General features: G+C 71.1%; 26 protein-coding genes. 12 read left to right on the top strand and 14 right to left on the bottom strand.

The features are described 5' to 3' along the window. Positions 1–3 precede the first annotated feature (3 nt). Positions 4–582: a ribonuclease FAU-1 family protein gene (locus EUA06_RS06190; RefSeq protein ID WP_129474139.1), complete on the top strand. Its 579-nt coding sequence runs from the start codon at positions 4–6 to the stop codon at positions 580–582. On the opposite strand, the gene EUA06_RS06185 is transcribed toward EUA06_RS06190, so the two are convergent. Then, positions 560–1,975 (bottom strand): threonine/serine exporter family protein, encoded by a 1,416-nt coding sequence (locus EUA06_RS06185; RefSeq protein WP_242497988.1) that lies wholly within the window; start codon positions 1,973–1,975, stop codon positions 560–562. The two genes, EUA06_RS06190 and EUA06_RS06185, sit on opposite strands and share 23 nt — an antisense overlap. A gap of 80 nt (positions 1,976–2,055) precedes the next feature. Between EUA06_RS06185 and EUA06_RS06180 the strand changes: the two genes are divergently transcribed. Together EUA06_RS06180 and EUA06_RS06175 are read left to right on the top strand one after the other, a co-directional pair. Beyond that, positions 2,056–3,189: a glutamate--cysteine ligase gene (locus tag EUA06_RS06180; RefSeq protein ID WP_129474137.1), complete on the top strand. Its 1,134-nt coding sequence runs from the start codon at positions 2,056–2,058 to the stop codon at positions 3,187–3,189. A gap of 90 nt (positions 3,190–3,279) precedes the next feature. After that, positions 3,280–4,686, top strand: coding sequence for a WS/DGAT/MGAT family O-acyltransferase (locus tag EUA06_RS06175; protein ID WP_129474136.1), 1,407 nt, complete (start codon positions 3,280–3,282; stop codon positions 4,684–4,686). A 153-nt stretch (positions 4,687–4,839) separates the two neighbouring features. On the opposite strand, the gene EUA06_RS06170 is transcribed toward EUA06_RS06175, so the two are convergent. Both EUA06_RS06170 and EUA06_RS06165 read right to left on the bottom strand, forming a co-directional pair. Continuing rightward, on the bottom strand, positions 4,840–5,145 hold the full coding sequence (locus EUA06_RS06170; RefSeq protein WP_129474135.1) for a GIY-YIG nuclease family protein: 306 nt from the start codon (positions 5,143–5,145) through the stop codon (positions 4,840–4,842). Between the two features lie 90 nt (positions 5,146–5,235). After that, a complete protein-coding gene (locus EUA06_RS06165) occupies positions 5,236–6,393 on the bottom strand; it encodes a site-specific DNA-methyltransferase (protein WP_129474134.1) in 1,158 nt (385 codons plus the stop codon). 90 nt (positions 6,394–6,483) lie between these two features. On the opposite strand from EUA06_RS06165, the gene EUA06_RS06160 reads away from it, so the two are divergent. Beyond that, positions 6,484–7,878, top strand: a complete 1,395-nt coding sequence (locus EUA06_RS06160; RefSeq protein ID WP_129474133.1) for a phosphodiester glycosidase family protein — start codon at positions 6,484–6,486, stop codon at positions 7,876–7,878. A gap of 31 nt (positions 7,879–7,909) precedes the next feature. Here EUA06_RS06160 and EUA06_RS06155 read toward each other — a convergent pair whose 3' ends face one another. After that, the gene (locus EUA06_RS06155) at positions 7,910–8,443 is read right to left on the bottom strand and encodes a hypothetical protein (protein WP_129474132.1); all 534 of its coding nucleotides are present in this window, start codon (positions 8,441–8,443) and stop codon (positions 7,910–7,912) included. A gap of 144 nt (positions 8,444–8,587) precedes the next feature. Between EUA06_RS06155 and EUA06_RS06150 the strand changes: the two genes are divergently transcribed. Next, complete coding sequence (locus EUA06_RS06150) at positions 8,588–9,598, top strand: GTP pyrophosphokinase (protein ID WP_129474131.1); 1,011 nt, start codon at positions 8,588–8,590, stop codon at positions 9,596–9,598. A 36-nt stretch (positions 9,599–9,634) separates the two neighbouring features. Beyond that, positions 9,635–10,774 (top strand): calcium:cation antiporter, encoded by a 1,140-nt coding sequence (locus tag EUA06_RS06145; protein WP_129474130.1) that lies wholly within the window; start codon positions 9,635–9,637, stop codon positions 10,772–10,774. 58 nt (positions 10,775–10,832) lie between these two features. On the opposite strand, the gene EUA06_RS06140 is transcribed toward EUA06_RS06145, so the two are convergent. The 5 genes from EUA06_RS06140 to EUA06_RS06120 are packed head-to-tail and all read right to left on the bottom strand — an operon-like array spanning position 10,833 to position 16,388. After that, complete coding sequence (locus EUA06_RS06140) at positions 10,833–11,648, bottom strand: ABC transporter substrate-binding protein (RefSeq protein WP_165354279.1); 816 nt, start codon at positions 11,646–11,648, stop codon at positions 10,833–10,835. A 4-nt stretch (positions 11,649–11,652) separates the two neighbouring features. Beyond that, complete coding sequence (locus tag EUA06_RS06135) at positions 11,653–12,249, bottom strand: GTP-binding protein (protein WP_242494855.1); 597 nt, start codon at positions 12,247–12,249, stop codon at positions 11,653–11,655. Continuing rightward, a complete protein-coding gene (locus EUA06_RS06130) occupies positions 12,230–12,598 on the bottom strand; it encodes a DUF742 domain-containing protein (protein ID WP_129474127.1) in 369 nt (122 codons plus the stop codon). The genes EUA06_RS06135 and EUA06_RS06130 overlap by 20 nt, the downstream gene beginning before the upstream one ends. A gap of 14 nt (positions 12,599–12,612) precedes the next feature. Next, entirely contained in the window at positions 12,613–13,053 is a 441-nt protein-coding gene (locus tag EUA06_RS06125) for a roadblock/LC7 domain-containing protein (RefSeq protein WP_242497987.1), read from the bottom strand. After that, entirely contained in the window at positions 13,050–16,388 is a 3,339-nt protein-coding gene (locus EUA06_RS06120; RefSeq protein ID WP_129474126.1) for a sensor histidine kinase, read from the bottom strand. Before EUA06_RS06120 ends, EUA06_RS06125 begins: the two co-directional genes overlap by 4 nt. A gap of 315 nt (positions 16,389–16,703) precedes the next feature. Between EUA06_RS06120 and EUA06_RS06115 the strand changes: the two genes are divergently transcribed. Together EUA06_RS06115 and EUA06_RS06110 are read left to right on the top strand one after the other, a co-directional pair. Then, a complete protein-coding gene (locus EUA06_RS06115) occupies positions 16,704–17,888 on the top strand; it encodes an endonuclease (protein ID WP_129474125.1) in 1,185 nt (394 codons plus the stop codon). A 132-nt stretch (positions 17,889–18,020) separates the two neighbouring features. Beyond that, positions 18,021–18,953 carry an acyl-ACP desaturase gene (locus EUA06_RS06110; RefSeq protein ID WP_129474124.1) on the top strand — a complete coding sequence of 311 codons (933 nt, stop codon included), beginning with the start codon at positions 18,021–18,023 and terminating at the stop codon, positions 18,951–18,953. Between the two features lie 4 nt (positions 18,954–18,957). On the opposite strand, the gene EUA06_RS06105 is transcribed toward EUA06_RS06110, so the two are convergent. After that, positions 18,958–19,170 carry a hypervirulence associated TUDOR domain-containing protein gene (locus EUA06_RS06105; protein ID WP_129474123.1) on the bottom strand — a complete coding sequence of 71 codons (213 nt, stop codon included), beginning with the start codon at positions 19,168–19,170 and terminating at the stop codon, positions 18,958–18,960. A gap of 42 nt (positions 19,171–19,212) precedes the next feature. Next, the gene (locus EUA06_RS06100; protein ID WP_129474122.1) at positions 19,213–19,773 is read right to left on the bottom strand and encodes a helix-turn-helix domain-containing protein; all 561 of its coding nucleotides are present in this window, start codon (positions 19,771–19,773) and stop codon (positions 19,213–19,215) included. Between the two features lie 67 nt (positions 19,774–19,840). Here EUA06_RS06100 and EUA06_RS22945 point away from each other — a divergent pair, with 67 nt between their 5' ends. Both EUA06_RS22945 and EUA06_RS06090 read left to right on the top strand, forming a co-directional pair. Beyond that, complete coding sequence (locus EUA06_RS22945; protein ID WP_129474121.1) at positions 19,841–21,409, top strand: bifunctional NAD(P)/FAD-dependent oxidoreductase/class I SAM-dependent methyltransferase; 1,569 nt, start codon at positions 19,841–19,843, stop codon at positions 21,407–21,409. 30 nt (positions 21,410–21,439) lie between these two features. Further along, a complete protein-coding gene (locus tag EUA06_RS06090) occupies positions 21,440–21,928 on the top strand; it encodes a TspO/MBR family protein (protein ID WP_129474120.1) in 489 nt (162 codons plus the stop codon). On the opposite strand, the gene EUA06_RS06085 is transcribed toward EUA06_RS06090, so the two are convergent. Together EUA06_RS06085 and EUA06_RS06080 are read right to left on the bottom strand one after the other, a co-directional pair. Beyond that, positions 21,921–22,427 (bottom strand): gluconokinase, encoded by a 507-nt coding sequence (locus EUA06_RS06085; protein ID WP_242497986.1) that lies wholly within the window; start codon positions 22,425–22,427, stop codon positions 21,921–21,923. The genes EUA06_RS06090 and EUA06_RS06085 overlap by 8 nt on opposite strands. Next, a complete protein-coding gene (locus EUA06_RS06080; protein ID WP_242498022.1) occupies positions 22,427–23,794 on the bottom strand; it encodes a GntP family permease in 1,368 nt (455 codons plus the stop codon). The genes EUA06_RS06085 and EUA06_RS06080 overlap by 1 nt, the downstream gene beginning before the upstream one ends. A 133-nt stretch (positions 23,795–23,927) precedes the next feature. On the opposite strand from EUA06_RS06080, the gene EUA06_RS06075 reads away from it, so the two are divergent. Together EUA06_RS06075 and EUA06_RS06070 are read left to right on the top strand one after the other, a co-directional pair. Then, positions 23,928–24,233 carry a WXG100 family type VII secretion target gene (locus EUA06_RS06075; protein ID WP_165354278.1) on the top strand — a complete coding sequence of 102 codons (306 nt, stop codon included), beginning with the start codon at positions 23,928–23,930 and terminating at the stop codon, positions 24,231–24,233. Beyond that, complete coding sequence (locus EUA06_RS06070) at positions 24,230–24,529, top strand: WXG100 family type VII secretion target (RefSeq protein ID WP_129474117.1); 300 nt, start codon at positions 24,230–24,232, stop codon at positions 24,527–24,529. Before EUA06_RS06075 ends, EUA06_RS06070 begins: the two co-directional genes overlap by 4 nt. On the opposite strand, the gene EUA06_RS06065 is transcribed toward EUA06_RS06070, so the two are convergent. Further along, positions 24,519–25,259 carry an MOSC domain-containing protein gene (locus tag EUA06_RS06065; protein WP_129474116.1) on the bottom strand — a complete coding sequence of 247 codons (741 nt, stop codon included), beginning with the start codon at positions 25,257–25,259 and terminating at the stop codon, positions 24,519–24,521. The two genes, EUA06_RS06070 and EUA06_RS06065, sit on opposite strands and share 11 nt — an antisense overlap. Between the last annotated feature and the right edge of the window lie 2 nt (positions 25,260–25,261).

Raw genomic sequence — 25,261 nt, 5'->3', positions numbered from 1 at the left:
GGCATGGAGCCTGGGACCCCGATCCGCGTCGAGATGACGAAGTGGGGCGACCGGCCGCACTGGGAGTTCGACGGCATCCACCTCGGGTCCGACGAGCACGGCGAGTGGCTCGGGTTCCCCGAGCGCACGGTCAACACGCGCCCCGGCCTCGAGCTGGTCTCCCAGGCCGACTGCGTCACGCTGGTGACCCCTGACGGGTGGTACGCCGCCACGTTCCACGCGCCCGGCATCTGGTGCGACCTCTACGTCGACATCGCCACGCCGGCCCGCTGGGACGGCACGGTGCTGCGCGCGGTGGACCTCGACCTCGACGTGATCCGGATGCGCGACCCGCTCCCGGCATCCGTCTACGCCGAGGCGGAGAAGGCGGGCCGGGTGGCGGGCGAGGTGTTCGTCGACGACGAGGACGAGTTCGCCGAGCACCAGGTGGCCTACGGCTATCCCGCCGACGTCGTCGAGCAGGCGCAGGCCAGCTGCGACGCGGTCCTCGCGGACGTGCGCGCCCGGCGGGCGCCGTACGACGGCACGGCCCAGCGCTGGCTCGACCGGCTGGCCGAGCTCAGTCGGCCGACGACCTCCTGAAGGCCCGCCGCTCGGCGCGGGTCATCGCCCGGAACGGACCGACCAGGCGGGGCCCGGCGAGCCGGCCCTCCAACCTGCGCGCCTCGCGCTTCAGCGGCTGGGCGACGTACTCCCCGAGGATCACGCCGGACGCCAGCGCGATCGCGACCGAGATGGCGGTCATCAGCGCGAGGATCCCCTGCGAGACGAAGAAGCCGCCGTCGGCCAGGAAGGTCAGGCCGCGGTAGATCGAGAGGCCCGGCAGGAACGGCACGATCGCCGGCACCGCGACGACCAGCGGCGGCACCCGCACGCGACCGGCGACGGCGTAGGCGACCAGGCCGATGAAGAACGCCGCAGCACCCGCGGCGGCCGCCCGGCCGAAGCCGGCGTACTCCACGCCCTGCGAGATCGCCGCCGCGACCGCGGTGATGAGGCCGACGGGCAGCACGGCCCGGCGCGGGGCGTACGACGCCACGCTGAACGCGGCCGCGGACACCGCCGCGCCGACGAGGATCGTCGGCAGCTCCGAGATGCTGCCGAGCTTGCCGGGGACGAGCTGTTCGAGCCGGAAGCCGAGGCCGTCGGCGATCGAGATGCCGAGCGCCACGCCGGCGATGATGCCCGCCGTGGCCATCATCGCCTCGATGAGGCGCGCGCTGGCGGTGAGGTAGAAGCCGGTGAGCGCGTCCTGCACGGCTCCCATCAGGCCGATGCCGGCGAGCAGCATGATGATGTTGGCGGTGACGGCGAGCGAGGGGTCGACGTCGACGGGTGACGCCGCGACAGCGGCGGCCAGGAGGGTCGCGATCGTGCCGCCGGCGACCTGCAGGTAGAAGAACGGCAGCCGCCGTCGGGCCATCGCCAGCTGCACGCGGTCGATCAGCGCGGCGGAGACCGCGGCGACGACCGAGACGACCACACCACCGCCGAGGAAGACGCCGACGGCGGCGGCCATCACGGACCACGCGACGGTCACCGCCCAGCGCGGGAACGCGTGGCCGAGCGAGACGATCGTCGCCATCCGCGACCGCGCGAGGTAGAGGTCGCACTGGTCGGTGAGGATGTCGCGGACCAGGTGGTCGACCGCGGTCAGGTCCTCGTAGTCGATGTCGCGCTGCTGCACGTGGCGCATCATCAGCGTCGGTACGTCGTCCACGGTCCGCTGGTAGCTCATGGAGAGGGCCGTGAAGGTCACGTCGATCTCGGCCTGGCGCAGGTCGAGGTGGTCGGCGACCGAGCGCATCGTCGCCGTCACGTCGGCGGCACCAGCACCCGAGGACAGGAGCATCTCGCCGATCCGCAGGCAGAGATCCATGGTCAGGTGGACCTCGCGCGCGCGCTCCGCGGCGTCCTCGGCAGCCTGCTCGGCCGCCTCTGCTGCGTCTGGTTCGGGGGCGTCCTGCTGGTCCACGCCAGCCATGGTCGCACCGCCGACGGTCCGCCCGTCAGAGGGGTGATCCGTCCCCGCTGCGCGCTCCCTAGAGTTGAGCCATGCGCATCGACTTCCACGCCTCACCCGAGCCCACGCTCGGCGTGGAGTGGGAGCTGATGCTCGTCGACCGGGTCAGCCGCGACCTCGTCAGCAGCGGCTCCGAGCTGCACGAGCTGGCCGGCGGACGCCTCGACGACCCGAGCCGCCTGCACAAGGAGCTGCTGCGCAACACGGTCGAGATCGTGACCGGGATCTGCGACACCGTCGGCGAGGCGGTGACCGACCTCCGCGACACCCTCGCGGTCGTCGCTCCCGCGGCCCGCGAGCTCGGGGTCGACCTGATGGGCGCCGGCTCGCACCCGTTCGCCGACTGGTCCCACCAGCAGCTGACCGACGGCCACCGCTACGCCGAGCTCATCAACCGCACCCAGTGGTGGGGTCGCCAGATGCTGATCTGGGGCGTCCACGTGCACGTCGGCATGCCCGAGCGTGACCGGGTGATGCCGGTCCTGGCGTCGATGCTGACGACGTACCCCCATCTCCTCGCCCTCTCGGCCAGCTCGCCGATCTGGGCGGGCCAGGACACCGGCTACGCCTCCAACCGGGCGCTGATGTTCCAGCAGCTCCCGACCGCCGGGTTGCCGTTCACCTTCGACACCTGGGCCGAGTTCGAGAAGTGCATCGACGACCAGACCACGACCGGGATCATCGACTCGATGGCCGACGTGCGCTGGGACCTGCGGCCCGCGCCGCACCTCGGCACCCTCGAGCACCGGGTCTGTGACGGGATGTCCGACCTCGGTGAGATCGCCGCCCTCACTGCGCTCGTCCACTGCCTCGTCGTCGACCTCGACACCCGGCTCGCCGCCGGTGAGGCGCTCCCGACGATGCCGCCGTGGCAGGTGCAGGAGAACAAGTGGCGCGCCGCGCGCTACGGCCTCGACGCCATCGTCATCCTCGACGACCGCAACCGAGAGCGGCTTGTGACCGATGACCTCGACGACCTGCTCGAGCGGCTCACGCCGGTGGCCCGGAGGCTCGGGTGCGAGGCCGAGCTGCGCACCGTCTCCGACATCCCGACGCGCGGTGCGTCCTACCAGCGCCAGCGCGCTGTCGCACACGAGTCGGGAGGCGACCTGGTCGCGGTGGTCGACGCACTGGTCGCCGAGCTCGACCACTCGCTCCACGTCTGAGACGTCCACCTCCCTCCCTTGTGGCAGTCGTCACGGGGCGAGAGGATGCCCGGACGCCCTCACCCGGGGGGAAGTGGCGGAGGAGAACCAGTGGTCAACCCGATCGACCCGACTGCGACGGGCTTCCTGCTCGCCGAGAACCGCAACATGCCGATGCACGTCGGTGGGCTCCAGCTCTTCGAGAAGCCCGAGGGTGCGGGTCGCAACTACGTCCGCGAGATGTACGAGCAGATGCGCGACGTCGAGGAGATCGCCCCGCTCTTCCTCAAGCACCCGCACCGCTCCGCGCGCACGGCCGGCCAGCTGGTGTGGCAGCCCGACGAGCAGTTCGACATCGAGCACCACGTCCGCCACAGCGCACTGCCCAAGCCCGGCCGGATCCGCGAGCTGCTCGAGCTCTGCTCGCGCCTGCACAGCACCCGGCTCGCCTGGGAACGACCGCTCTGGGAGGCCACCGTCATCGAGGGCCTGCGCGACAACCGCGTCGCGATGTACACCAAGACCCACCACGCCCTCGTCGACGGCGTCTCGGCGATGCGGCTGCTCGCCAGCGTGCTCTCGACCGACCCCGACGAGCGCAACATGCCCGCCCCGTGGGCGATGCGCCCGCGGGCGCCGCGGGAGGAGCCGCCGTCCGACGGCGGTGCCTCGCTGTCCGACGTCTCGGCCGCCACGGTGCGTACGGCGCTCGCGCTGGCGTCCGAGGCCGCCGGGATGCCCGGCGCGCTGATCCGCACCCTCAACAAGTCGGTGCGCAACGAGACGTCCGCGCTCTCGCTCTACGCACCGCGCACGATCCTCAACCAGAACATCACCGGTTCGCGCCGCTTCGCCGCGCAGGACTGGCCCATCGAGCGCTTGCGCGGCGTCGGCAAGGCCACCGGCACCACGATCAACGACGTCGTGCTGGCGATGGTGAGCGGCGCGATGCGCACCTACCTCGCCGAGCTCGACGCGCTGCCCGACACCACGCTCGTCTCGATGGTCCCGGTGGGCCTCAACGCCAAGCAGTCGGGCCTCGCGTCCGCCGAGGGCGGCAACGCCGTCGGGGCGGTCATGGTGCAGCTCGGCACCCACCTGCCCGACCCAGCGCAGCGCCTGTCCGCGATCAACCGCTCGATGAAGGACGGCAAGGAGGTCCTCTCCTCGATGACCCCCGCGCAGATCCTCGCGATGAGCGCCCTCGGCCAGGCGCCGGCCATCCTCGGTCCGGCCCTGCGGATGTCGGGCGTCGTGCGGCCGCCGTACAACCTCATCGTCAGCAACGTCCCCGGCCCGCGCACAACGCACTACTGGAACGGCGCGAAGCTCACCGGCACCTATCCCCTGTCGATCCCGATCAACGGGATGGCGCTCAACATCACCTGCACCTCCTATGACGGCAAGATGTGCTTCGGCCTCACCGGCTGCCGTCGCACCGTCCCGCACCTCCAGGTGCTGCTGCAGTACCTCGACGACGAGCTCAGGGCGCTGGAGCAGGCTGCCGGCCTCTCCTAGGTGGTCGAGTAGCCCGCGAGCGCCAGCCATTCGCTGGTTGAGGTGCGAGGAGCGCTAGCGACGAGCCTCGAAACCGACTAGCAGAGGCAGCGTGCCGTAGTTTCGAGGCTCGCTGCGCTCGCACGTCAACCACCGAGGAGACGTGGTCAGACCTCAGTCCTCGAGGGGTCGCGGCTTGCCACCACGCCTGGACGACAGCTCGGGCAACAGCTCGAAGTCGCCTCTGATCAACGCCTCGCGCTTCTTACGTCCCCAACCCTGGATCTGCTTCTCGAGCGAGAAGGCCAGGCCGACGTTCTCGACCTCGGCCTGCCACACGAGCGTGACCGGCCTGCGGGTGCGGGTGTACGCGCTTCCGTCCTTGTCGGAATTGTGCTGGAACAACCTCAGCTCGAGGCTGCGTGTGCTCCCGACGTAGTACGACCCGTCCGAGCAGCGAAGCATGTAGACGAAGGGCATGGCCTCATCGTGGTCCGCTGCGGGGCGACCTGCGAGAGGGTCGGCGGCGTCTGTGGATGACTGGGTTTCGAGGCTCGCTGCGCTCGCACCTCAACCACCGAGAGGTTCCTCCAGCCCCCCGCCGACCTGCGCCGCGACGGCCGACAGACGGGCGCGGGTGATGTCGGCGACCGTGGCGAGGCCGGCGAGGTGGGCGTTGGAGCCCACCCGGGTCGGCTCGGTTGAGTTGATGCTGATGCAGCGGCGGCTGCCGCCGTCGGCGACGTTGGCGAGGGCGACCGCGTGGCCGGTGGTGCCGCTGCCGGCGAACGGATCGAGCACGACCGCGTCGCTGGGCACCGTGGAGAGGATGCGGCGGACCAGCCCGGTCGGCTTCGGTGACTCGAAGACGTGCCCGACGAGTGCCTTGAGCTCGGCGACGGCGGTGTCGGTCGAGCCGATCTCCTCGGCCAGCCAGATGGTCCGCAGCTTCTTGCGGCGTCCGCCCTCGCGCTCGAGCCAGTCGCGCTGGAAGATGTCGGCCCGCTCGCCCGTGCGTCCCCGGATGACCCGGCACTCGAGGTCGTCGGGCTGCTCGTCGACCTTCGGCCTCGACCACCGCCAGACCGCCGGACGGCCGTCGCCGAAGACCGGCGTCAGCGCGCGGCTGCCGTCGAACGGCGTGGTCGCGACGCGGCCGGACACCGGGTCGCCGTAGAGCTCGAAGTGCAGCGTCGGCGCGGTGATCGGGTTGAACTTCTTGTTGGTGTTGCGCAGCGGCAGGTAGCGGAAGCGCCGCCCGTCCGGCGCGGTCAGCGGGAAGTCGCCCTCGTCGACGGCCTCGGTCGAGCTGCCCTCGACGACGCACGACGGGAGGTGTCGGGCGTACGCCAGCACGTACTCGTGGCTCGTCGCGAACCCGCGGCCGAGCTGGCGCCCCTTCGGGTTGAGGTTGACCACGATCTGCGCGAGGAAGTTCGCCTCGCCGAAGACCTCGTCCATCAGCAGCCGCAGGTGGGCCGCCTCGTTGTCGTCGATGCTCACGAAGATGGCGCCGTGCGGCGCAAGCACCTCGCGGACCGCCACCAGCCGCGGCCGCATCATGGCCGTCCAGGCCGCGTGGTCGCGGAAGCGGTCGGCGTACGCGAAGTCGTTGCCGGTGTTGTAGGGCGGATCGGTGTAGACGAGGTCGACCGAGCCGGGCGCGAGCCGCGGCAGGACGTCGAGGTTGTCGCCGGCGTGGAAGGTGTTCCAGGGCTCGGCGGGCATGTCGGCAGCCTAGGGCGGCGGAGACGGCCGGCGACGATCGCTGACCCCAATTTTCACACCAGTCCCACAGTGTCCTTTACTCTGGAACGCGTGCCTCTCCTTCCTCGCCGCCCTGCCCTGACGTTCGCGACCGCCGGCGTGCTCGTCGCGGGCCTCGCCATCGGCTCGGGTGTCGGCCCCTCGGTCGCGACCGACCGCGACGGCGCCTCGGCCCGCGAGGGCTTCGGCTCGACGAGCAGCAACGGCTACCGCGGGCGCAACCAGACCTCGGACGGCAAGCCGGGCGTCGTCGTCGGCCCGCCGGTCAACCTCCGCGGGCGCGCCGCGGTGGTCGCCAACGAGACGGCGTACGAGATCGCGCCCGGCGTCACGCTGCGCGAGTGGGACCAGGTCGACGGCCGCCAGCCGGTCGGCCAGGTGAAGATCAACCTGGTGACCGTCAACCTCGACGCCCCCAACCTCAGCTTCGGGCCGCTGACGCCCAGCTTCGTCACCACCCGTCGCACCGTCAGCCAGCTCGGCCGGTGGGGCAACGCGCTGACCGCCGTCAACGGCGACTTCTTCGACATCGGCCGCACCGACGCGCCGATGGGCGTGACCGTCGACCCGGCCGAGGGGATCCTCACCGGGTCGCGCGACGGCTGGATCCCGGGCGTGAACTCGACCCTGTGGTTCGACTCGTCGGGCCCGCACGTCAGCCCGCTCAGCATCCAGTACCGGATCCGCCAGAAGCCCGGCCTGATCGTCAACGGCTTCAACCACCCGCGCATCCCGAAGGGCCGGGTCGGCATCTTCACCCACGAGTTCAACCGCACCAAGGGCTACCTGGTGACCGACGGCAAGAAGCGCGCCCGCGAGATCGTGCTCCGCAAGAACCGCGTCGTGTCCAACAAGCCGACGCTGTCCAACGGCCTCAAGATCCGCTCGAAGGACCGCGTGATCATCGGCGCCGGCCGCGCCGCGGCCGAGCTCAAGTCGCTGAAGAAGGGCCAGAAGGTCACCCTCGCCAAGCGGGTCGAGGGCGGCCGCCCCACGGCCGCGATCAGCGGCGACCGGCCGCTGATCGTCAACGGCGTGAAGACCGTCATCAACAACACGATCGCCCACCCCCGCACCGCGGTCGGCATCGACATCGACAACCGGCGCCTCTACATCCTCGTGGTCGACGGCCGCTCGGCGACCAGCCGTGGCTACACGATGGTCGAGCTCGCCGACTTCATGACCGCGCTCGGCGTCGAGAACGCCATCAACCTCGACGGCGGCGGGTCGTCGGCGATGTACACCCGCAACGGCACCGGCGCGATGGGCGTGGTCAACGAGCCGTCCGACGGCGGGGAGCGCAAGGTCGCCAACGGCTTCGGACTGATGTACGCCGGTGAGCTGCCGCCGGTCGTGAACCTGGTCCCGGTCCCCACGCCGACCCCGACGCCCACGCCCACGGTGCCGCCCACCACTGCTCCCCCGACGACGCCGCCGCCGACCTGACCGGCCGGCACCTCCCAGCGACCGGGGCCCCTCAGGCGTCCGGGACGGTAAAGACGACCACGTAGGTCATCGGCGCCAGGCACTGGATGCTGCTCCTGGGCAGCTTCGGCACGACCTCGAAACCAGCCTCCCCGGCGTCGATCGCGACGGAGCGCGGCGCCTCGCAGCCCACCGCCACCGTCGCGGCGTAGGGCGTCGCGTCGGGAGCCAGTCCGGCCTCGGCGCCGATCGCGGCACCGAGCGGTCCCTCGAAGGACGGGTCGAACTGGCCGGCGAAGTCGTTGACCGCCTGGTCTGTGTCGAGGACGAAGGCGAGCGTCGAGGCGGACCCGCCGACCTCGGTCGCGTGGACCATCGTCGCCTGCGTGACGCCGGCGGAGCCGATGACCTCGATCGTCTCGGCCGTTCCCGGGTCGGGAGCCGGCTCGCTCGGGGAGGGGGTCGAGGCGTCCTCCGTCGGGCTGGGCGTGCTGCTCGACGCGTCCGGGTCGGTCGCGGTGTCGCCGCCGTCGTCGCCCGTGCACGCGACGAGGCCGAAGGAGAGGGCGAGGGCGAGTGCAGCCACAGGGCTGGTCCTCGCGGCGGTGGTCCGGGTGGTCGTCCGAGTAGTCATGGTGGTCCGACGATAGCCACGCCGACTCCGCTCCCCCGTCAGGCGCGTCGCTCGGGCACGTGGTGGGCCGACCCTCGCGTCTGGCAGGCTGCGCGCATGAGCGAGGACGAGGCCGAGGGCAGGGCCGGGACGGAGCCGGTGCGCCAGGCCGTACGCGCCTATGCCGCGCGCCAGCCGCAGCTCGCCTCCGCCACCCGGGCCTACGTCGAGCTCATCCAGGTGCTCCTCGACGACGCCGGCATCGACTACCTCAGCGTCACGGGGCGTACGAAGAGCGTCGCGTCGTTCGCCGAGAAGGCCAACCGGACCGCGGGCGGCGTACCCCTCTTCCCCGACCCGCTCGAGCAGATCACCGACCTCATCGGCGTGCGCGTGATCACCTACGTCCACAGCGACGTGGCGGCGGTCGCGGAGGTCCTCGACGACGAGCTCGCCATCCTCGACGACCGCGACCTCGGCGAGGAGACCGCGCGCTCGGGTCGCTTCGGCTACGCCAGCCGGCACCTGCTGGTCGAGACCCTCCCCGGTGCCGGGCTCCCGACGCTCGAGGGACACCGGGCCAGCGTCCAGGTGCGGACCGTGCTGCAGCACGCGTGGGCGGAGTTCGAGCACGACATCCGCTACAAGGGCAACGTCCCCGAGGACGCAGCGCCCGACCTCGACCGTCGCTTCACCCTGGCCGCCGGCCTGATCGAGCTCGCCGACCGCGAGTTCGCGACCATCCGCGAGCGGATCCAGGCGGCGGCACCCGGCAGCGCGACCGACGCGGAGGGCGGGCAGATCGCCGGCCAGGACCTCGCGACGTTCCTCGCCGGCCACTACAGCGACGCCGGCTGGTCGCACACCGACCACTACGACTGGATCGCCGGGCTGCTGACCGAGCTCGGCATCGACACGATCGACGACCTCGCCGACCTGCTCACCTCCGTCGACGCCGACGCGGTGATCCGCCGGATGGGCTACCGCTACCCCGCCGGGGCCGTACGCCGCCTCGACGACGCGTTGCTCGCGATCTTCGGCGAGCAGTACGTCACGCTCGAGGGCAACAGCCATCGCGTACCCCTCCTGCGCGCGCGGCTGGAGAAGCTGACCACGCCTGAGAACTGAGAAGTCGGTTCAGGATCGGCCCCTAGGGTTGGCCGTGTGAACAGGCCATCGTGGACGACCGTCGCCCCCCTCCTCGCCCTCGTGGCGCTGGTGCCCGCCTGGTTCCTGCACCCCGAGAGCGCCGTCGTGCTCGGCGCGCTCGCGCTCCTGCTGGTCGGTGCCGTCCTGGCGGCCGTCCACCACGCCGAGGTCGTCGCCCACCGCGTGGGTGAGCCCTACGGCTCGCTCCTCCTCGCCGTCGCCGTCACGATCATCGAGGTCGGCCTGATCGTGACCCTGATGATCACCGCGGACAAGGACGCCTCGGGCCTGGCCCGCGACACGGTGTTCGCCGCGGTGATGATCACCGTCAACGGCATCGTCGGGATCTCGCTGCTGGTCGGCGCGCTCAAGCACCACCTGGCCGTGTTCAACCCCGAGGGCACGGGCGCCGCGCTGGCAACGGTCATCTCGCTGGCCGTGCTCTGCCTGGTGATCCCGTCCGTGACGACCTCGGAGCCGGGCCCGGAGTTCACCGGCGCCCAGCTGGCGTTCGCCGCGATCGCGTCGCTGGCGCTCTACGGCATGTTCGTCTTCACCCAGACGATCCGGCACCGCGACTTCTTCCTGCCGGTGACCCACGGGCAGCACTCGCCGGTGGTGACCTCGGTCGGCGGAGGGGACTCGTTCGAGCACGAGCCGGTCGACCTCGACGAGGACGGCCACGCTGACCCGCCCACCAACCGCGCGGCCTACGCCAGCCTCGGCCTGCTGGTCGTCTCGCTGGTGGCCGTGGTCGGCCTGGCCAAGATCGAGTCGCCCGCCATCGAGTCGGGCGTGGCGGCGCTGGGCTTCCCGCCTGCGGTCGTCGGCGTCATCATCGCCCTGCTCGTCCTCGCGCCCGAGACGATCGCGGCCGTCCGGGCCGCGGCCCGCAACCGGGTGCAGGTCAGCCTCAACCTGGCCATGGGTTCGGCGATGGCCTCCATCGGCCTCACCATCCCGGCGATCGCGATCGCGAGCATCTGGCTCGACGGTCCGCTCAAGCTGGGGCTCAACCAGCTGCAGACCGTGCTGCTGCTCCTCACCTCCGCGGTGGCGATCCTGACCGTGGTCCCGGGACGGGCCAAGCCGCTCCAGGGCGGCGTGCACCTGGTGCTGCTGGCGGCGTTCCTCTTCCTGACCATCGCGCCCTAGCCACCTGCGGACGCAGCACGACCCGGCAGGAAGACCTGCCGGGTCGTGGCGCTGTGGATCAGCCGAAGTACTTGTCGAAGATCTTGTCGTAGGTGCCGTCCTCGCGGAGTTCCGCGAGGGTGCTGTTGATGGTGCGCAGCAGCGGGATGTTGCCGTCCTTCTTCACCGCCATGCCGTACTGCTCACCGGTGTCGAACTCGCGGGCGAGCTTGAGCTTGCCGTTGGACGCCACGAACTCGCTCGAGACGGTGTTGTCGAGCATCGCCGCGTCGATCTCGCTGGCGTCGAGCGCTGCCTGGAGGCCGGCTGCGTCGTCGTACGCCGTCACCTGGGCGGTGGCCGGCGCAAAGTCGCTCATGAAGGTCTCGCCGGTGGTGTCCTTCTGGACGCCGACCCGCGCACCTGCGAGCTCCGTCAGCTGGTCGAGGCCCGAGCCACGCGGCGTGATGAGCGCCTGCTTGGCGTCGAAGTAGGGGCTGGAGAAGTCGAGCACGCGAGCCCGCTCTCCGGTGATCGTCATCGCCGAGACCGCGACGTCGCAGACCTCGGTGTTGAGCGACGTGCCCGAGGTGATGTCGTCGAACGGGACGTCGATGACGTCGAGGTCGACCTTCAGCTCGTCGGCGACCTGCTTGGCCAGGTCGACGTCGAAGCCGACGAGCTTGCCCTTCTCCTCGTAGACGAAGGGGGCGTAGGGGCTGTCCGTGCAGACGGTGAGCGCGCCCTTGAAGACCAGCGAGACCTCGGTGAGGCTCTCGGCGGAGCTTCCGCTGGCGGCGCCACCGCAGGCGCTGAGGGTGGCCATCAGGGCCACGGAGGACAGCGCTGCCGCGGCAACGCGCAGGGTGCTGGGACGTCGATTCAGTCGGGTCATGGTGTCAGTTCGCATTCGCGGTGAGCGACTCGCGCAGTCGCGTGAGGGCGTATTCGGTGATCTTCACGAGCGCACCCTTGGCCTGCTCGCGGTCGCGGGCGTCGAGGCTGATGATCGGGACCTCGGCCGGCAGGGCCAGCGCCGCGGCGATCTCCTCGGCGGGGTAGCGCGGCACGCCGTCGAACTCGTTGACGGCGACGATGAACGGGATGCCCTTGGACTCGAAGTAGTCCAGCGGCGAGAAGGACTCGTCGAGGCGGGCCACGTCGACCAGCACGATGGCGCCGATGGCGCCGCGGCACAGGTCGTCCCACATGAACCAGAAGCGGCGCTGCCCGGGCGTGCCGAAGAGGTAGAGGACCAGGTCCTCGGCCAGGGTGAGGCGGCCGAAGTCCATGGCGACCGTGGTGGTGGCCTTGGTGGGCACGGCGGCGAGATCGTCGACGCCCTCGGACTCGTTGGTGACGAGTGCCTCGGTGCGCAGCGGGTCGATCTCGGAGACGGCGCCGACCAGCGTCGACTTGCCGACGCCGAAGCCGCCGGCAATGACGATCTTCGTCGACGCAGCCGCTCGCTGAGCCTTAGTAGTTTCGAAGTCCACGGAGGGTCCTTTCGATGAGCTCGAGTCGCTCATCTGTCGACGTGTTGTCGGTGATGGTGGCCTGGATGCGGATCAGGCCCTGCTCGATCAGGTCACCCAGCAGCACCCGGGTGACGCCGATCGGCATCTTGGTCAGTGCCGACACCTCGGCGACGGAACGGCGGTCGCAGACCTCGAGAACCTGCGCGGCGGGATAGCTGAGGACGGGCGCCTCGACACCAGGCTGGAGACGAAGGGTCGCCTCCATGGCCAGCTCGACCTTGGTGGCCGTGCGACCTGCGGTGATGGTGTAGGAGCGGATGAGGCGGGGTCGGTAGACCTCTTCCTCGGGCTCGTGTGGCGGCGTCATGTCACTGAGCCGGCTCAGCCGCCCGTACCGACGCGGGCCTGGGCCTCGACGGTACGTCCCACACGGTCCACCAGCAGGGCCATCTCGTAGCCCACCTGGCCGATGTCGGCCTCCTCCGTGGTGAGCACGGTGAGGTTCGACCCGTCACCGACGCTCATCAGCATGAGGAAGCCCATCTCCATCTCGACGATGGTCTGCATCACCGAGCCGCCCTCGAAGAGGCGTGCGGCTCCGACGGCGAGGCTGGCCAGGCCGGAGGAGACAGCGGCGACCTGCTCGGCCCGCTCACCAGGGATGCTGGTGCTCGAGGCCATCAGGAGGCCGTCGGCGGAGACCAGGATGGCGTGCGCTGCGTCGGGTACGTCGTCGACGAAGCGCGACATCACCCAGTCGAGGTCGCGCTCGTCACCAGCAGTGCTCATGCCGGTGGCCTGTGCGGCGGATTCGTGCGTCATGCGGGGCCTGCTTCCGTGTGCTGAGTGGTTTGAGCTGCCTGTCGACCGCGGGAGACACCCGCGGTGTGTGCCTGGAGACGGCGGCGGATCGCCTCGGGATCACGCGTCCGAGCCGAAGTGGGCGGAGTCACGCTACCGGGCACGAGGCGCTCGCCCGGGGCACGACGCGGGAGTCCGGTGACAGTCGATGCCACGGCCGCCGGCTCGGCGACCGGAGCGGCCTCGACCACGTTCTGCGCGGCGATCTCCCAGCCACGGTCGACCTCCGTCTCGTGGATCTCGTCGGCGTTCCCCGTGAGGAACCCCGAGCGCATCGACTTGAAGATCGGCGAGTCACCGCCGGACCGGGCCGGTGCGTGGCCGTTCAACGAGTGACCGTTGAGCGAGTGGTCCGCCAGGGCGACCGGCTCGACGACCTGCTCCTCCGCGGCAGGCTCCTCGACCGGCTCCTCGGGAGCTTCCTCGGCGACCGTCTCCGCGACGGGCTCCTCGGGCACCTCGACGGGCAGTGCTTCGACGGGCTCCTCGGCGTGGGCGACGTGGTCGTCCCGCTCGGGACGGTGAGCACCGAGGCCCAGCGGGTCGTCGGCGTCGACGCGTACGTCGTCGTGGTGCTCGGCGTGCTCGGCGACCGGCTCCTCGACGGGCTCGGCGACGTCCTCGACCTGCTCGTCGCCCTGCTCGTCGACCTGGTCCTCGGAGTCGGCCTCGTCGAAGGTGCCGGCGGGCAGCGGGTCGGAGAGTGGGTCGTGCGCCCGGGCGGGCTCGACGACCGGCTCGTCCTCGACGACCTCGTCGACGACAGGCTCCTCGGTGGGCTCCTCGGTAGCTGCCTCGTGGGCGATCGTGCCGTCGACGACCGTGTCATCGACGACCGTGTCATCGACGAAGGTGTCGTCGGTCTCCGAGTCCTCGGCGACGGGCTCCTCGACCACGTCCGCCACCGGCTCCTCGACCTGCTCCTCGGCGCGGGCCTGCTCGGCCTGGGCGCGCTGGCGGGAGGCCAGGGCGGTGATCGGGACGACGGAGGCGACCTTCTGGACCCGGCTCGCGGCGGAGTCGTCCGAGCCGGCCGCGGCGGACTCGCCCGCACCGGTCGGCTCCTCGCGCTTGCCGAAGAGCGGGCCGGTGGCACCGGACGTCTCGGGCGGCAGGAAGGCCTCCGCACCCGTGCGCGGCATGTTGGCCCCGGGCTCGCGGCGCGGCAGCAGGCTGTCGAGCGACGGGCGCTCCGCAGCGGCAGGCGCGACGTCGGCCGGCTTCTCCGGCGTCGCCGCCGGGGCGTCCTCCCGGACGACTGCGGGCTCGTCGACCGGTGCAGTGACAGCCACCGTCTCGACCTCGGCGGACTTCTGGGCCTTCGCGGCCTGCTTGGCCTGGGCCTTCTCGACGCGTGCCCGGTTGCGGGCCTCGCGGCGGGACTCCTGCGGGGCGCCGGCCTCGACGGTCTCGACCGTCGTGGTCGCGTCGGTCTCGACGGTGCGCGCGGCCGCACCGGCGGCCGGAGCGGCGACCTGCGGCATGTCGGGCAGGATCGCGGCGGGGAGCACGACGGAGGCCGTCATGCCACCACCCGGGTTGCGGGACAGCGAGGCGTCGATGCCGTGGCGGTCGGCGAGGCGCGAGACCACGAACAGGCCCATCCGGCGAGCCGTGTCGGGCGTCGCCTCGGCGCCGTGCGCGAGGTCGCGGTTGAGCACCTCGAGCTCGGCCGGCGGGACACCGAGGCCGGAGTCGGTGATCGTGATGACCACGCCCTCGTCGGTCTGCTTGGCAGCCAGGCGTACGGGCTCGGTGGGAGGCGAGTAGGTGAGCGCGTTGTCGACCAGCTCGGTGAGCAGGTGGACCACGTCGGCCGCGGCCTCGTCACCCACGCGGGTGTTGAGGTGCGACAGGATCTGCACGCGCTGGTAGTCCTGCACCGCAGAGGTCGCGGCCTGGAGGGCCTCGCCGACGGTGAGGCTGAACTGGCCGGCGGCGCGATTCGGGGCGTCGGCCAGGATCAGCAGCGAGTCAGCCGTACGACGCATGCGCGAGGCCAGGTGGTCCAGGCGGAACAGCGACTCGAGGCGCTTGGGGTCTTCCTCGTCGTGCTCGAGGCGCTCGATCTGGGCCAGCTGCTGGTTGACCAGCGAGGTGGACCGGCGCGAGAGCGTCACGAACATCGCGTTGACCGTCTGGCGGAGCTGGGCCTCACCGGACGCGAGGTGGATCGCCTGGCGGTGGAGGTCGTCGACCGCCCGGGCGACCTGGCCGACCTCCTCGTTGGTGGTGACGTCGATCGTGGTGATCGGCTCCGGCTCCTGGCCGGCGCGGATCCGGGCGACGGCGTCGGGCAGGCGGTGGCGGGCCACCGCGAGGGCACCCTCGCGCACCCGGTTGATCGGGTCGAGGAGGCTGCGGGCGATGTAGAAGGCGATCGCGACGGCCAGGCCGAGGGCTAGGAGGGTCAGCGCGGCACCGATGATCGCGTTGCGCTGGGCGTCCGAGGCGGCCTCGTCGAGCGACGCGGTCACGCCCTCGGTGAGGGTCTTGGTGATCTCGTCGTAGGGCGCGTAGGCGTCCCGGCCGTCGAGGTTTGTCGCGGAGTCGTCGCGGACCTGGCTGGCGTGCCGGGTGTTCTGCAGACGCAGGAGGGCGGTCTGGTCGTCGGCGCCGGCGACGGAGCCCGCGAGACGGTCGATGGCCGCCGCCTCGACGCCGATCTCCGAGAACAGCTCCTGGGAGGTCGACTGCTTGAGGGTGACGGCGAGCAGGCCCTGCTGCAGGGCGAGGGACAGGCGACCGCTCATCAGCTGGGAGAGCTGCTCGAGCCGCGGCTCGGGGGTCTCCTGCGCGGCGTTCACGCTCGTGATGAGCTGCGAGACGCTGGACTCGAGCTGGCGGACGAGGGCGACCCAGGTGGCGGGGCCGAGCGTCTCGGCACCGGTGCCGCGCATCGCCTGGCTGAGGTCGAGCAGCGCGTCGACGTGGGCGGCCTGGAGGTCGTTGAGGTCGGCGGCGTCCTTGGCCTGCGAGAGCGCCTCACCGTTGGTGGCGATGTCGTCGATCGCGTCGATCAGGTCGCCCTGGCTGGCGGCGCTGTCGGTCTGCGCGGCCACCATCGCGGCCTCGGAGGACGTCAGGTAGTCGATCGCGGGCTGGATGATCGTGACCTGCTTGGCGCTCGTGGCGGCCTGGCGGGAGTCGCCGAGGTCGCCGGAGACGCGCAGGCCACCGAGGATGGCGGCGAGCAGCAGCGGGATGGCGAGCGCCATGGCCATCTTGCGGCCCAGCGGCCAGCCGGCGACCGAACTACCCGAGCCCTTCCGGGGCGGGGCTGCATCCTGAGTCATGTGTGCCTCACGTTGTCTGAGCGACTTCGACGACGAAACGTGCTCCGGGAGGCCGAAGCGAGACTCAACCTAAAGACTCCCGCGACATTCCGTGGCGTTTTCGCAGAACTGGGTATGAAGCGGTGTAAAGGGATGTACGACGGCCCGATTGAGCGTGGGATCGGCCCCACGATCACCACAGGTCACAGCCGACCCGGGTCGCGAGTGGCGCGGAGTGACGGGTGGGACTCACCCTCTGTCGGCCCACTGGTCCAGCCCGCTCGTGCCCCGTCGTGCTCTTCCGCACGGCGTCGACTTCGGGCAGGCTCACCCGCCATGACCCTTCATCTCGGGAAGGTCCGGCCGCTCGCGCCCGCCCTTGTCACCTCCCTCGTCCTGTCCCTCGTGCTCGCGTTGGCACTGCTCGTGTCCCCGTCCGGCACGGCGCCGGCGCGCGCGGCCACGCCGCTGACCGTCAGCCAGGCCATCGGCCAGCAGACCGGCGCCACGCAGACCGTCCGCGGCTACGTCGTCGGCCAGCCGACCGCCACCAACACCGTCGTACGCTCCGGCTTCCCCAGCGACTACGCGCTCGCGATCGCCGACTCCGCATCGACGACGAGCACGTCGTCGATGCTCTACGTGCAGATCCCCTCGGCCTTCCGCTCACAGTGGGGCCTGAGGACCAACCCGTCGCTGATGGGCAAACAGATCGACGTGACCGGCGCGCTGTCGGCGTACTTCTCCCACCCGGGCATGACCAGCACGTCGGCCTTCGCGCTCGCCGGCGGCGGCACGCCGACCGAGCCGCCACCCACCAGCGGCACCAGCCCGTGGGACTCCACCTACTACGCCCCGGCCGTCGGCAAGTCCGGCACCGCGCTGCGCACCGCGCTGCACGACATCATCGACGGCCACACCAAGCTGTCGTACGACGAGGTGTGGACCGCGCTGAAGGACACCGACCAGGACCCCAACAACACCGCCAACGTCATCGAGCTCTACACCGGGCGCTCGATCTCCAAGTCGAGCAACGGCGGCAGCACCGGCAACTGGAACCGTGAGCACGTCTGGGCGCAGTCACGCGGCGGCTTCACCACCAGCGCCGGTCCGGGCACCGACCTGCACCACATCCGGCCCGAGGACGTCACCGTCAACAGCGTCCGCGGCAACAAGGACTTCGACAACGGCGGCACCGCGGTCTCCGGCTGCACCGACTGCTGGACCGACAGCAACTCCTTCGAGCCGCGCGACGCGGTCAAGGGCGACGTGGCGCGGATGCTGCTCTACATGGCGATCCGCTACGAGGGCGGCGACGGCTTCAACAACCTCGAGATGAGCTCGACGGTCGGCACGTCCTCCACGCTGATCGGCGACCTCGAGACCCTGCTGGCCTGGAACGCCGCCGACCCGGTCAACACCTTCGAGATGCGGCGCAACGACCGCATCCACGCGCAGTGGCAGGGCAACCGGAACCCGTTCATCGACCACCCCGAGTGGGCGGCCGCGATCTGGAACTGATGCACCAGGAAGGCAGTTCGCGCCAGCGGGCGTCGCGTCCACGCGTGACGAGGCGTCCGGACGGGGCGAACTGCCTTCCTGATGCAGCACTACCCCTGTTCAGTGAGGTCCCGCTGGGTGTAGGCAGGGCACATGACCGCACTCGAGACCGAACAGCTGCTGACCGAGCTCGAGCCGGTGGTCGAGGAGAACCTCAACCGGCACCTCGCGACGGCCGACGAGTGGATGCCGCACGAGTACGTCCCGTGGAGCCTGGGGCGCGACTTCGCCGATCTCGGCGGGGACCCGTGGGAGGTCGCGCAGTCGCAGCTGTCGCCGATCGCGCGGACGGCGCTCGAGGTCAACCTGCTGACCGAGGACAACCTGCCGAGCTATCACCGCGAGATCGACCGGGCGTTCGGGCGCGACAGCGCGTGGGGCACCTGGGTCAACCGGTGGACCGCCGAGGAGGGTCGGCACGCCTTCTGCATCCGCGACTACCTCCTCGTCACCCGCGGCGTCGATCCCGTCGAGCTCGAGCGGGCCCGGATGGAGACGATGGAGACGGGCTACGAGGCCCTCGACAAGTCATTGCTCAACGTGTGCGCCTACGTCTCCTTCCAGGAGCTCGCGACCCGCATCTCGCACCGCAACACCGGCCGCTACACCGAGGAGCCGATCGCCGAGAAGCTGCTGAGCCGGGTCGCCAAGGACGAGAACCTCCACATGATCTTCTACCGCAACATCGTCACCGCGGCCCTCCAGCTCTCGCCGAGCCAGACGATGCGGGCGATCACGGAGGAGGTCGTCGACTTCCAGATGCCCGGCAGCGTCATCCCCGGCTTCTCCCGCAAGGCCGTGCAGATGGCGAAGGCCGGGATCTACGACCTCCGCATCCACCACGACGACATCGTCACCCCGCTGCTGCGGCAGTGGGGCGTGTGGGAGCTCGAGGGTCTCGACGAGGACGGCGAGAAGGCGCGCGACGAGCTGGCCGCAGCGGTCGCGGCCCTCGACGGCGAGGCGACCCGTTTCGTCGAGCGGCGCGCCGAGGCGGATGCGAAGAAGGCTGCGCGCCAGGCCTGAGGCCTCAGGCCTTCTCGACCTCGCTCTGGAGCTTGAGGACGGTGGTGCCGTCCTCCTGCTCGATGACGTACGCCGGGTCGTCGTCGCTGCCGTGCCGGGTGATCTTCTCGCCCTTGGTCGTGCGGGTGACGTCGTCGTGGTGCACCTCGGTGACCTTGCCCTCGGCCCACGACGAGCCCCACTTCCACTTCACGTTGGTGCCGGTGCGGATCGCCATGCCCCCCACGCTGCCACGGCATACGGCACTGCAGATCACCCCTCAGGACCGGACGTGCATCCGCTCGCCCTGCGGGCCGAAAATCGCCAGCACCTCGGCGGGCGTGGGACCGGGGTTGCCGACCCAGTGGGGCGTGCGGGTGTCGAACTCGACCACCTCGCCGGGGCCGAGGGTGAGGTCCTTGGTGCCGAGCACGAGTCGCAGCCGGCCGCTGAGGACGTACAGCCACTCATAGCCCTCGTGGGTGCGGAGCGACGGTGACGGCACGTCGTCGACGGGGATGACCATCTTGTAGGACTGCAGCCCGCCGGGTCGGCGCGTCAGCGAGATGAAGGTGCGCCCGTGGCGGACGACCGGCTTCGAGCGCACCCGCGGGTCGCCGGTCTCGGGGGCGTCGACCAGCTCGTCGAGCGCCACTCGGTGGGCGCGCGCCAGGGGCAGCAGCAGCTCGAGGGTCGGCTTGCGCTGCCCCGACTCCAGCCGCGACAGCGTGCTGACCGAGATGCCGGTCTCCTCGGCGAGGTCGGTGAGCGTGGCCTCGCGCTCGAGCCTGAGCTGGCGGAGGCGAGGGCCGACCCCGCGGAGCACTCCTTCGTCATCCATGCCGCCCAGTTTGTCATTTCAGCAACAATGTTTGTCAAGAGCGCGAAAGGCGGCACATGATCTCCCCATGACTTCTGAGATGACGTACGACGTGGTGGTGGTCGGCGGCGGCGCAGCCGGCCTCAGCGGAGCGATGGCCCTGGGCCGGTCGAAGCGGTCGGTGCTGGTCGTCGACGCCGGCGAGCCGCGCAACGCACCCGCCGACCACGTCCACAACTACCTGGGCCGCGAGGGCGTCAACCCGCTCGAGCTGCTCGCGATCGGCCGTGCCGAGGTGGCGGCGTACGGCGTCGAGGTGCTGGCCGACCGAGTCGTCGGGCTGTCCGGGGAGGTCGACGACTTCCTCGTCACGACCGCCGGCGGGCGCCGCGTCCGGGCGCGGCGCATCCTCGTCACCGGCGGCGTCGTCGACGAGCTGCCCGACGTGCCCGGCCTCGCTGAGCGCTGGGGCGTCGACGTGCTGCACTGCCCCTACTGCCACGGCTGGGAGGTGCGCGACCGGCCGATCGCGGTCCTCGCGACGATGCCGATGTCGGCCCACCACGGGCTGCTCTTCCGCCAGCTGTCCGACGACGTGGTGGTGGTCGTGCACGACGGGGTCGAGATCCCCGAGGAGGAGATGGAGAAGCTCGGCGCGATCGGCGTCCGCTTCGCCCACGGCACGCCACAGGAGGTCGTCACCGATGGCGACGACCTCGTCGGGCTGCGCCTCGCCGACGGCTCGGTCCTCGAGCGGGACGCCATCGTGGTGGCCACGCAGCCGCACGTGCGCGCCGACTACCTCGGCCCGCTCGGCATCGAGCCGACGCCCTTCGAGATGAACGGTGCGGTCTACGGGTCGGTCATCCACGTCGAGCCGAGCGGCGCCACCACGGTCCCCGGCATCTTCGCCGCGGGCAACGCCACCGACATCTCGATGATCCTCATCGCCTCAGCTGCGCACGGCACCCGCGTCGGCGCCTGGATCAACGCCGACATCGCCAACGCCGACGCTGCGACGGCGGTGCGTGAGCGCCGCGACGGGTTCTTCGAGCGACCGGCCTGGGAGGAGCGCTACTCGGGCGACAAGGTGTGGAGCGGTCGCGTCAACGCCCAGCTCGCCGCCGAGGCGCCCGCGCTCGCGCCCGGACGCGCGCTCGACATCGGCTGCGGCGAGGGCGGCGACGCGATCTGGCTGGCCCAGCAGGGATGGCAGGTGACGGCGGTCGACTTCGCCGACGCCGCCCTCGCGCGGACGACGACGCACGCCGAGGAGGCCGGTGTCGGCGACCGCGTCGAGACCCGCCGGGTCGACGTACGCACCTTCGAGCCCGAGGGCGAGACGTGGGACCTCGTCACGTCGCACTTCTTCCACCTGCCCGACGGCGGCATGCCGGACGTCGTACGCCGTCTCGCGTCCGCGGTCGCGCCGGGTGGCACTCTGCTCGTGGTGGGGCACCACCCGGACGACCTGGCGACCGGGCTGCGGCACGGGCACACCACCTTCATGTTCACCGCCGAGGAGCTGCTCCCCGCCGTGCCGGAGGGCTTCGTGGTGGAGGCGTGCGAGGCCCGCCCGCGCACGCAGCTCCACCCGCACACGGGTGAGGAGATCGCGATCGCGGACGCCGTCCTGATGGTGCGACGCGCAGGCTGACGCCGTGGGGCGGTTGGGCATGATGGCGACATGAGCTCTCGGGATGCGTCCGTCGTGCCGCCCACCCGCACCTGGCTGACCCTGGTGCCGTTCCTGGTCGCCGTCGCGGTCGCGGCCGGCGTCGGCGGCGTGGCCGCGGCGGGGTCGCAGGCGACGTACCGCGCACTCGAGCTCCCGCCCTATGCGCCCCCGTCGTGGCTGTTCGGCCCGGTCTGGACGGTGCTCTACCTGATGATCGGCGTCGCCGGCTGGATGCTGTGGCGGGCCGGCGGGTGGGACCGCGTGATGTGGCTGTGGGTGGTGCAGCTCGTGCTCAACCTGCTGTGGACACCGCTCTTCTTCGCCGCCGACCTCTACACGGTCGCACTGGTCGAGATCGTCGCGCTGGCGGCGTCGATCGCGCTGCTGGTCGCGTGGTCGTGGAACCGCTCGCGGGTCGCGGCGTGGTTGCTCGTGCCCTACCTGGCGTGGGTCTGCTTCGCGACGGCGCTGAACGCGGGGATCGTCGTCCTCAACTGAGGTGGAGCCGCAGCAGCACCTGGTCCACGAGCTCGTCGACCGGCAGGGCGATGTCGAGGTCCATCCCGTCCTCGTCGGCATGCAACGACTCGAGGGTGTCGAGCTGCGACTCCAGCAGGCTGGGCGGCATGAAGTGCTCGCGGGCGTTCATCCGCTCGATGAGCAGGTACTTGTCGCCGGTGCAGTGCACGAAGAACGTGCCCTCTCCACCGCGGCGGAGGATGTCGCGATAGGCCCTGCGGAGCGCGCTGCAGGTGATGACCGTCGGCTGACCGGACGCGTCGCGCTCGGCGGTCCACTGCGCCAGGGACTCCAGCCAGCCCCACCGGTCGGCGTCGGTGAGCGGGGTGCCTTCGCTCATCTTCTGCACGTTCTCCGGCGGGTGGAAGTCGTCGCCCTCCGCCATCTCCCAGCCGAGCTTGTCCTGGACGGCACGGGCGACGGTGGACTTCCCCGACCCGGAGACGCCCATGAAGACGAGGTGCAGCGGCGTCCCCACTAGCCGACTGCCCAGATGCCGAGAGCCAGCACGAAGATCGAGAGGCCGAGGGTGGTCTCCATGACGGTCCAGGTCTTGAGAGTGGTCTTCACGTCCATCCCGAAGAACCGGCCGACCAGCCAGAACCCGGAGTCGTTGACGTGCGACAGCACGGTGGCGCCCGCGGCGATCGCGAGCACCAGCGCGACCAGCTGCAGGGACGACGGGTCGGCGTCGGCGACGCCGGCCGAGATGAGCCCGGCGGTCGTCGTCAGCGCGACGGTCGCGGATCCCTGCGCCACGCGGAGGATGGTGGCGATGACGAAGGCAGACACGATCAGCGGCAGCCCGAGGTCCGCCAGCGAGTCGGACAGCGCGGCGCCGATGCCGCTGTAGCGCAGCACGCCGCCGAACATCCCGCCCGCGCCGGTGATCAGGATGATCGCGCAGATCGGGCCGAGCGCGTCGTTGAGCATCGACTCGATCTCACCGCGCGGGTAGCGCTTGATCGCCAGGGTGTACGTCGCCACCAGCAGCGCGATGAGCAGCGCGACCGGCGTCTGGCCGATGAAGATGACGGCGTCGACGAGTCCGCCCTCGGCGGCGATCGACTCGTTCGTGCGCAGCGTCGTCAGCACGGTGTTGGCGCCGATGAGGACGAGGGGCAGCAGGAGGATGCCGAGCACGTGGCCGAAGCCGGGCGGGTTGTCGTGCTCCGCGTCGCGCCCGCCCGTGAGGACCGAGTCGTCGATCGGGACGTGCACCTTGCCGAGCCACGCGGTCGTGACGACGTACACGCCGACGAACCAGGCGACGACCGCCACCACGACGCCGACGAGCAGGGTGAGCCCGATGCTCGCGCCGATCTCGGTGGCGGCGGTGACCGGGCCGGGGTGCGGCGGGACGATCGCGTGCATTGCGGCGAACGCACCGGCGGCCGGCAGGGCGTACATCAGGACGGAACCGCCGAAGCGCTTGGCGACGGCGAAGATGATCGGCAGGAAGACCACGAGGCCGGCGTCGAAGAAGATCGGCAGCCCGAAGAGCAGCGCCGCGACCCCCAGGGCCAGCGGCGCGCGCTTCTCGCCGAAGCGGCTGACGAGGGTGTCCGCGAGCACCTGGGCTCCCCCGGTCACCTCGAGCAGACGGCCGATCATCACGCCGAGCCCGACGAGCAGCGCGACTGTGCCCAGGGTCGAGCCGAAGGCAGCTATCGCGACGGTCGGCACGTCGCCGACCGGCACCCCGGCAGCGATCGCGGTGCCGAAGCTGACGAGCACGAGCGCGATGAACGCGTGCATGCGCAGGGCGATGATCAGGACGAGCAGGACGGCGACGGCGATGGCTGCGATGAGCAGCAACGTGCCGGAGCCGTAGACGGGGTCCATGGTGTCCACGAGAGCAGCCTCCGAGCTGACGGTGGGTGGTCGCTACACCCTAGACGCGATCTCGGACGGCCGGTTCTCCACAGATCCCTCGGGGTGGGTGTTGCTCGGGCCGCCCGACCAGCACGATCGACCCATGATCCTCTCGGGCACGATCACCCTCTCCCCGTCCGACCACGTCGCCACGACCGCCGAGCTGCGGGCGCGGCTCGAGGACCTCGACGCGCGACGCAGGCGCGCGGACCGCTCCATCGAGGCCGTGCTCGGCACCTGGCGCGGCGGTGCCTCCGACTCCTTCCGCGCACGGTGGGAGGAGTGGAGCTCCGCGACCACCCGGGTCGTCGAGGAGCTGGCAGCGGCGGCGCAGGCGCTCGACCTGGCGCGGGCGGACGCGGTGGCCGCCGACGCGTCGTCCGAGCAGCTCACCCGGCGGCTCGCATGACTGCCTACGACGTCGACCTCGACGAGCTCCGCGCCACCCTCGCCGACCTCGCCGCCTGCCAACGCGACCTGGTGGGCATAGCCGTGGAGATCGACCAGGCGCAGTCACGGCTGCAGAGCGGGTGGTCCGGCCGCGCCGCCGACGCCGAGGTGTTGTCGTACGACTCGTGGCGCGACGGCTGCGCCGACATGGTCACCGCACTAGCCGGGCTGCGGGCGATCGTCACTGCAGCGGACGAGTCCTACTCGCGGGCGGCGTCCGCCAACGTCCGGCTCTGGGAGCAGGTCAGCGCGTGACGCCCACGCGTCCGGGTCTCGTGACGGTGGCGTAGACGCCGAACATCGGCTCGCCGGACCTGTTCGTGGGTCGCTGCCGCACGAGGGACTGGAGGATCCTGGCGTCCTTCTCGCCCGTCTCGGGGTGGTGGTCGATCACGGTGCAGCGCGGAACGGGTCCTCCGACCCTCACGGTGGCTCCGCCGAGGTCGATCTCCTGGCCGAGCCAGGTGTCCTCGACCCACGGATCGTCGGTGTCGAGGACGAGGGTGGCCCGGAAGCGAGCCGCCTCCACCCCCATCTCGCCCCCCATCTGGCGGAGCGACGCTGTCGTCACCACGGTGATCGGGTCGCCGAACACGACCGCTGTCCGCGGTGCCCGCGCCAGGCGGACGTCCCTCCCGAGCTGGGCTGTGATCAGCTCAGCGTGCGGGCCGACGGTGAGAGCGAGGTCGACTGCGCGGCCCCAGTAGTCGCAGGTGATGGTCTCGCCGCTGGCGGCCGCCTGGCCCTCGATCCGCTCACCGGTCGGCAGCGTCAGCGCCAGCCCGTCGTCGTCGTACGACTCCGCGACGATGCTCATCAGCGACGGGTGCTGCACCGTCCGGAGCACGCGGCGCCGCTCGACGTCGACGAGGCAGTACGCACGGTCGCCGACGGCTCCCTGCTCGTCGAGGTCGACGTGGTCGAGGTCGAGGTGGCGCATGCCCTTGACGGGCGCGAACCCGACGCTGCGCACCACGCCCTCCATGG

Origin of the sequence: Nocardioides glacieisoli, assembly GCF_004137245.1 — a bacterium.
Taxonomy (GTDB): domain Bacteria; phylum Actinomycetota; class Actinomycetes; order Propionibacteriales; family Nocardioidaceae; genus Nocardioides; species Nocardioides glacieisoli.
The sequence above is the reverse complement of the archived record's forward strand: the minus strand, read 5'-3'. Positions and strand labels throughout refer to the sequence as shown.

Coding starts and splice junctions, on each gene's coding strand:
- EUA06_RS06140 (WP_165354279.1), bottom strand. CDS start 11,648: ATGACCCGACTGAATCGACGTCCCAGCACCCTGCGCGTTGCCGCGGCA.
- EUA06_RS06190 (WP_129474139.1), top strand. CDS start 4: ATGGAGCCTGGGACCCCGATCCGCGTCGAGATGACGAAGTGGGGCGAC.
- EUA06_RS06090 (WP_129474120.1), top strand. CDS start 21,440: ATGAGCTCTCGGGATGCGTCCGTCGTGCCGCCCACCCGCACCTGGCTG.
- EUA06_RS06075 (WP_165354278.1), top strand. CDS start 23,928: ATGATCCTCTCGGGCACGATCACCCTCTCCCCGTCCGACCACGTCGCC.
- EUA06_RS06070 (WP_129474117.1), top strand. CDS start 24,230: ATGACTGCCTACGACGTCGACCTCGACGAGCTCCGCGCCACCCTCGCC.
- EUA06_RS06080 (WP_242498022.1), bottom strand. CDS start 23,794: ATGGACCCCGTCTACGGCTCCGGCACGTTGCTGCTCATCGCAGCCATC.
- EUA06_RS06150 (WP_129474131.1), top strand. CDS start 8,588: ATGAGCGAGGACGAGGCCGAGGGCAGGGCCGGGACGGAGCCGGTGCGC.
- EUA06_RS06115 (WP_129474125.1), top strand. CDS start 16,704: ATGACCCTTCATCTCGGGAAGGTCCGGCCGCTCGCGCCCGCCCTTGTC.
- EUA06_RS06125 (WP_242497987.1), bottom strand. CDS start 13,053: ATGACGCACGAATCCGCCGCACAGGCCACCGGCATGAGCACTGCTGGT.
- EUA06_RS06180 (WP_129474137.1), top strand. CDS start 2,056: ATGCGCATCGACTTCCACGCCTCACCCGAGCCCACGCTCGGCGTGGAG.
- EUA06_RS06110 (WP_129474124.1), top strand. CDS start 18,021: ATGACCGCACTCGAGACCGAACAGCTGCTGACCGAGCTCGAGCCGGTG.
- EUA06_RS06120 (WP_129474126.1), bottom strand. CDS start 16,388: ATGACTCAGGATGCAGCCCCGCCCCGGAAGGGCTCGGGTAGTTCGGTC.
- EUA06_RS22945 (WP_129474121.1), top strand. CDS start 19,841: ATGACTTCTGAGATGACGTACGACGTGGTGGTGGTCGGCGGCGGCGCA.
- EUA06_RS06100 (WP_129474122.1), bottom strand. CDS start 19,773: ATGGATGACGAAGGAGTGCTCCGCGGGGTCGGCCCTCGCCTCCGCCAG.
- EUA06_RS06165 (WP_129474134.1), bottom strand. CDS start 6,393: ATGCCCGCCGAGCCCTGGAACACCTTCCACGCCGGCGACAACCTCGAC.
- EUA06_RS06170 (WP_129474135.1), bottom strand. CDS start 5,145: ATGCCCTTCGTCTACATGCTTCGCTGCTCGGACGGGTCGTACTACGTC.
- EUA06_RS06065 (WP_129474116.1), bottom strand. CDS start 25,259: ATGGAGGGCGTGGTGCGCAGCGTCGGGTTCGCGCCCGTCAAGGGCATG.
- EUA06_RS06105 (WP_129474123.1), bottom strand. CDS start 19,170: ATGGCGATCCGCACCGGCACCAACGTGAAGTGGAAGTGGGGCTCGTCG.
- EUA06_RS06130 (WP_129474127.1), bottom strand. CDS start 12,598: ATGACGCCGCCACACGAGCCCGAGGAAGAGGTCTACCGACCCCGCCTC.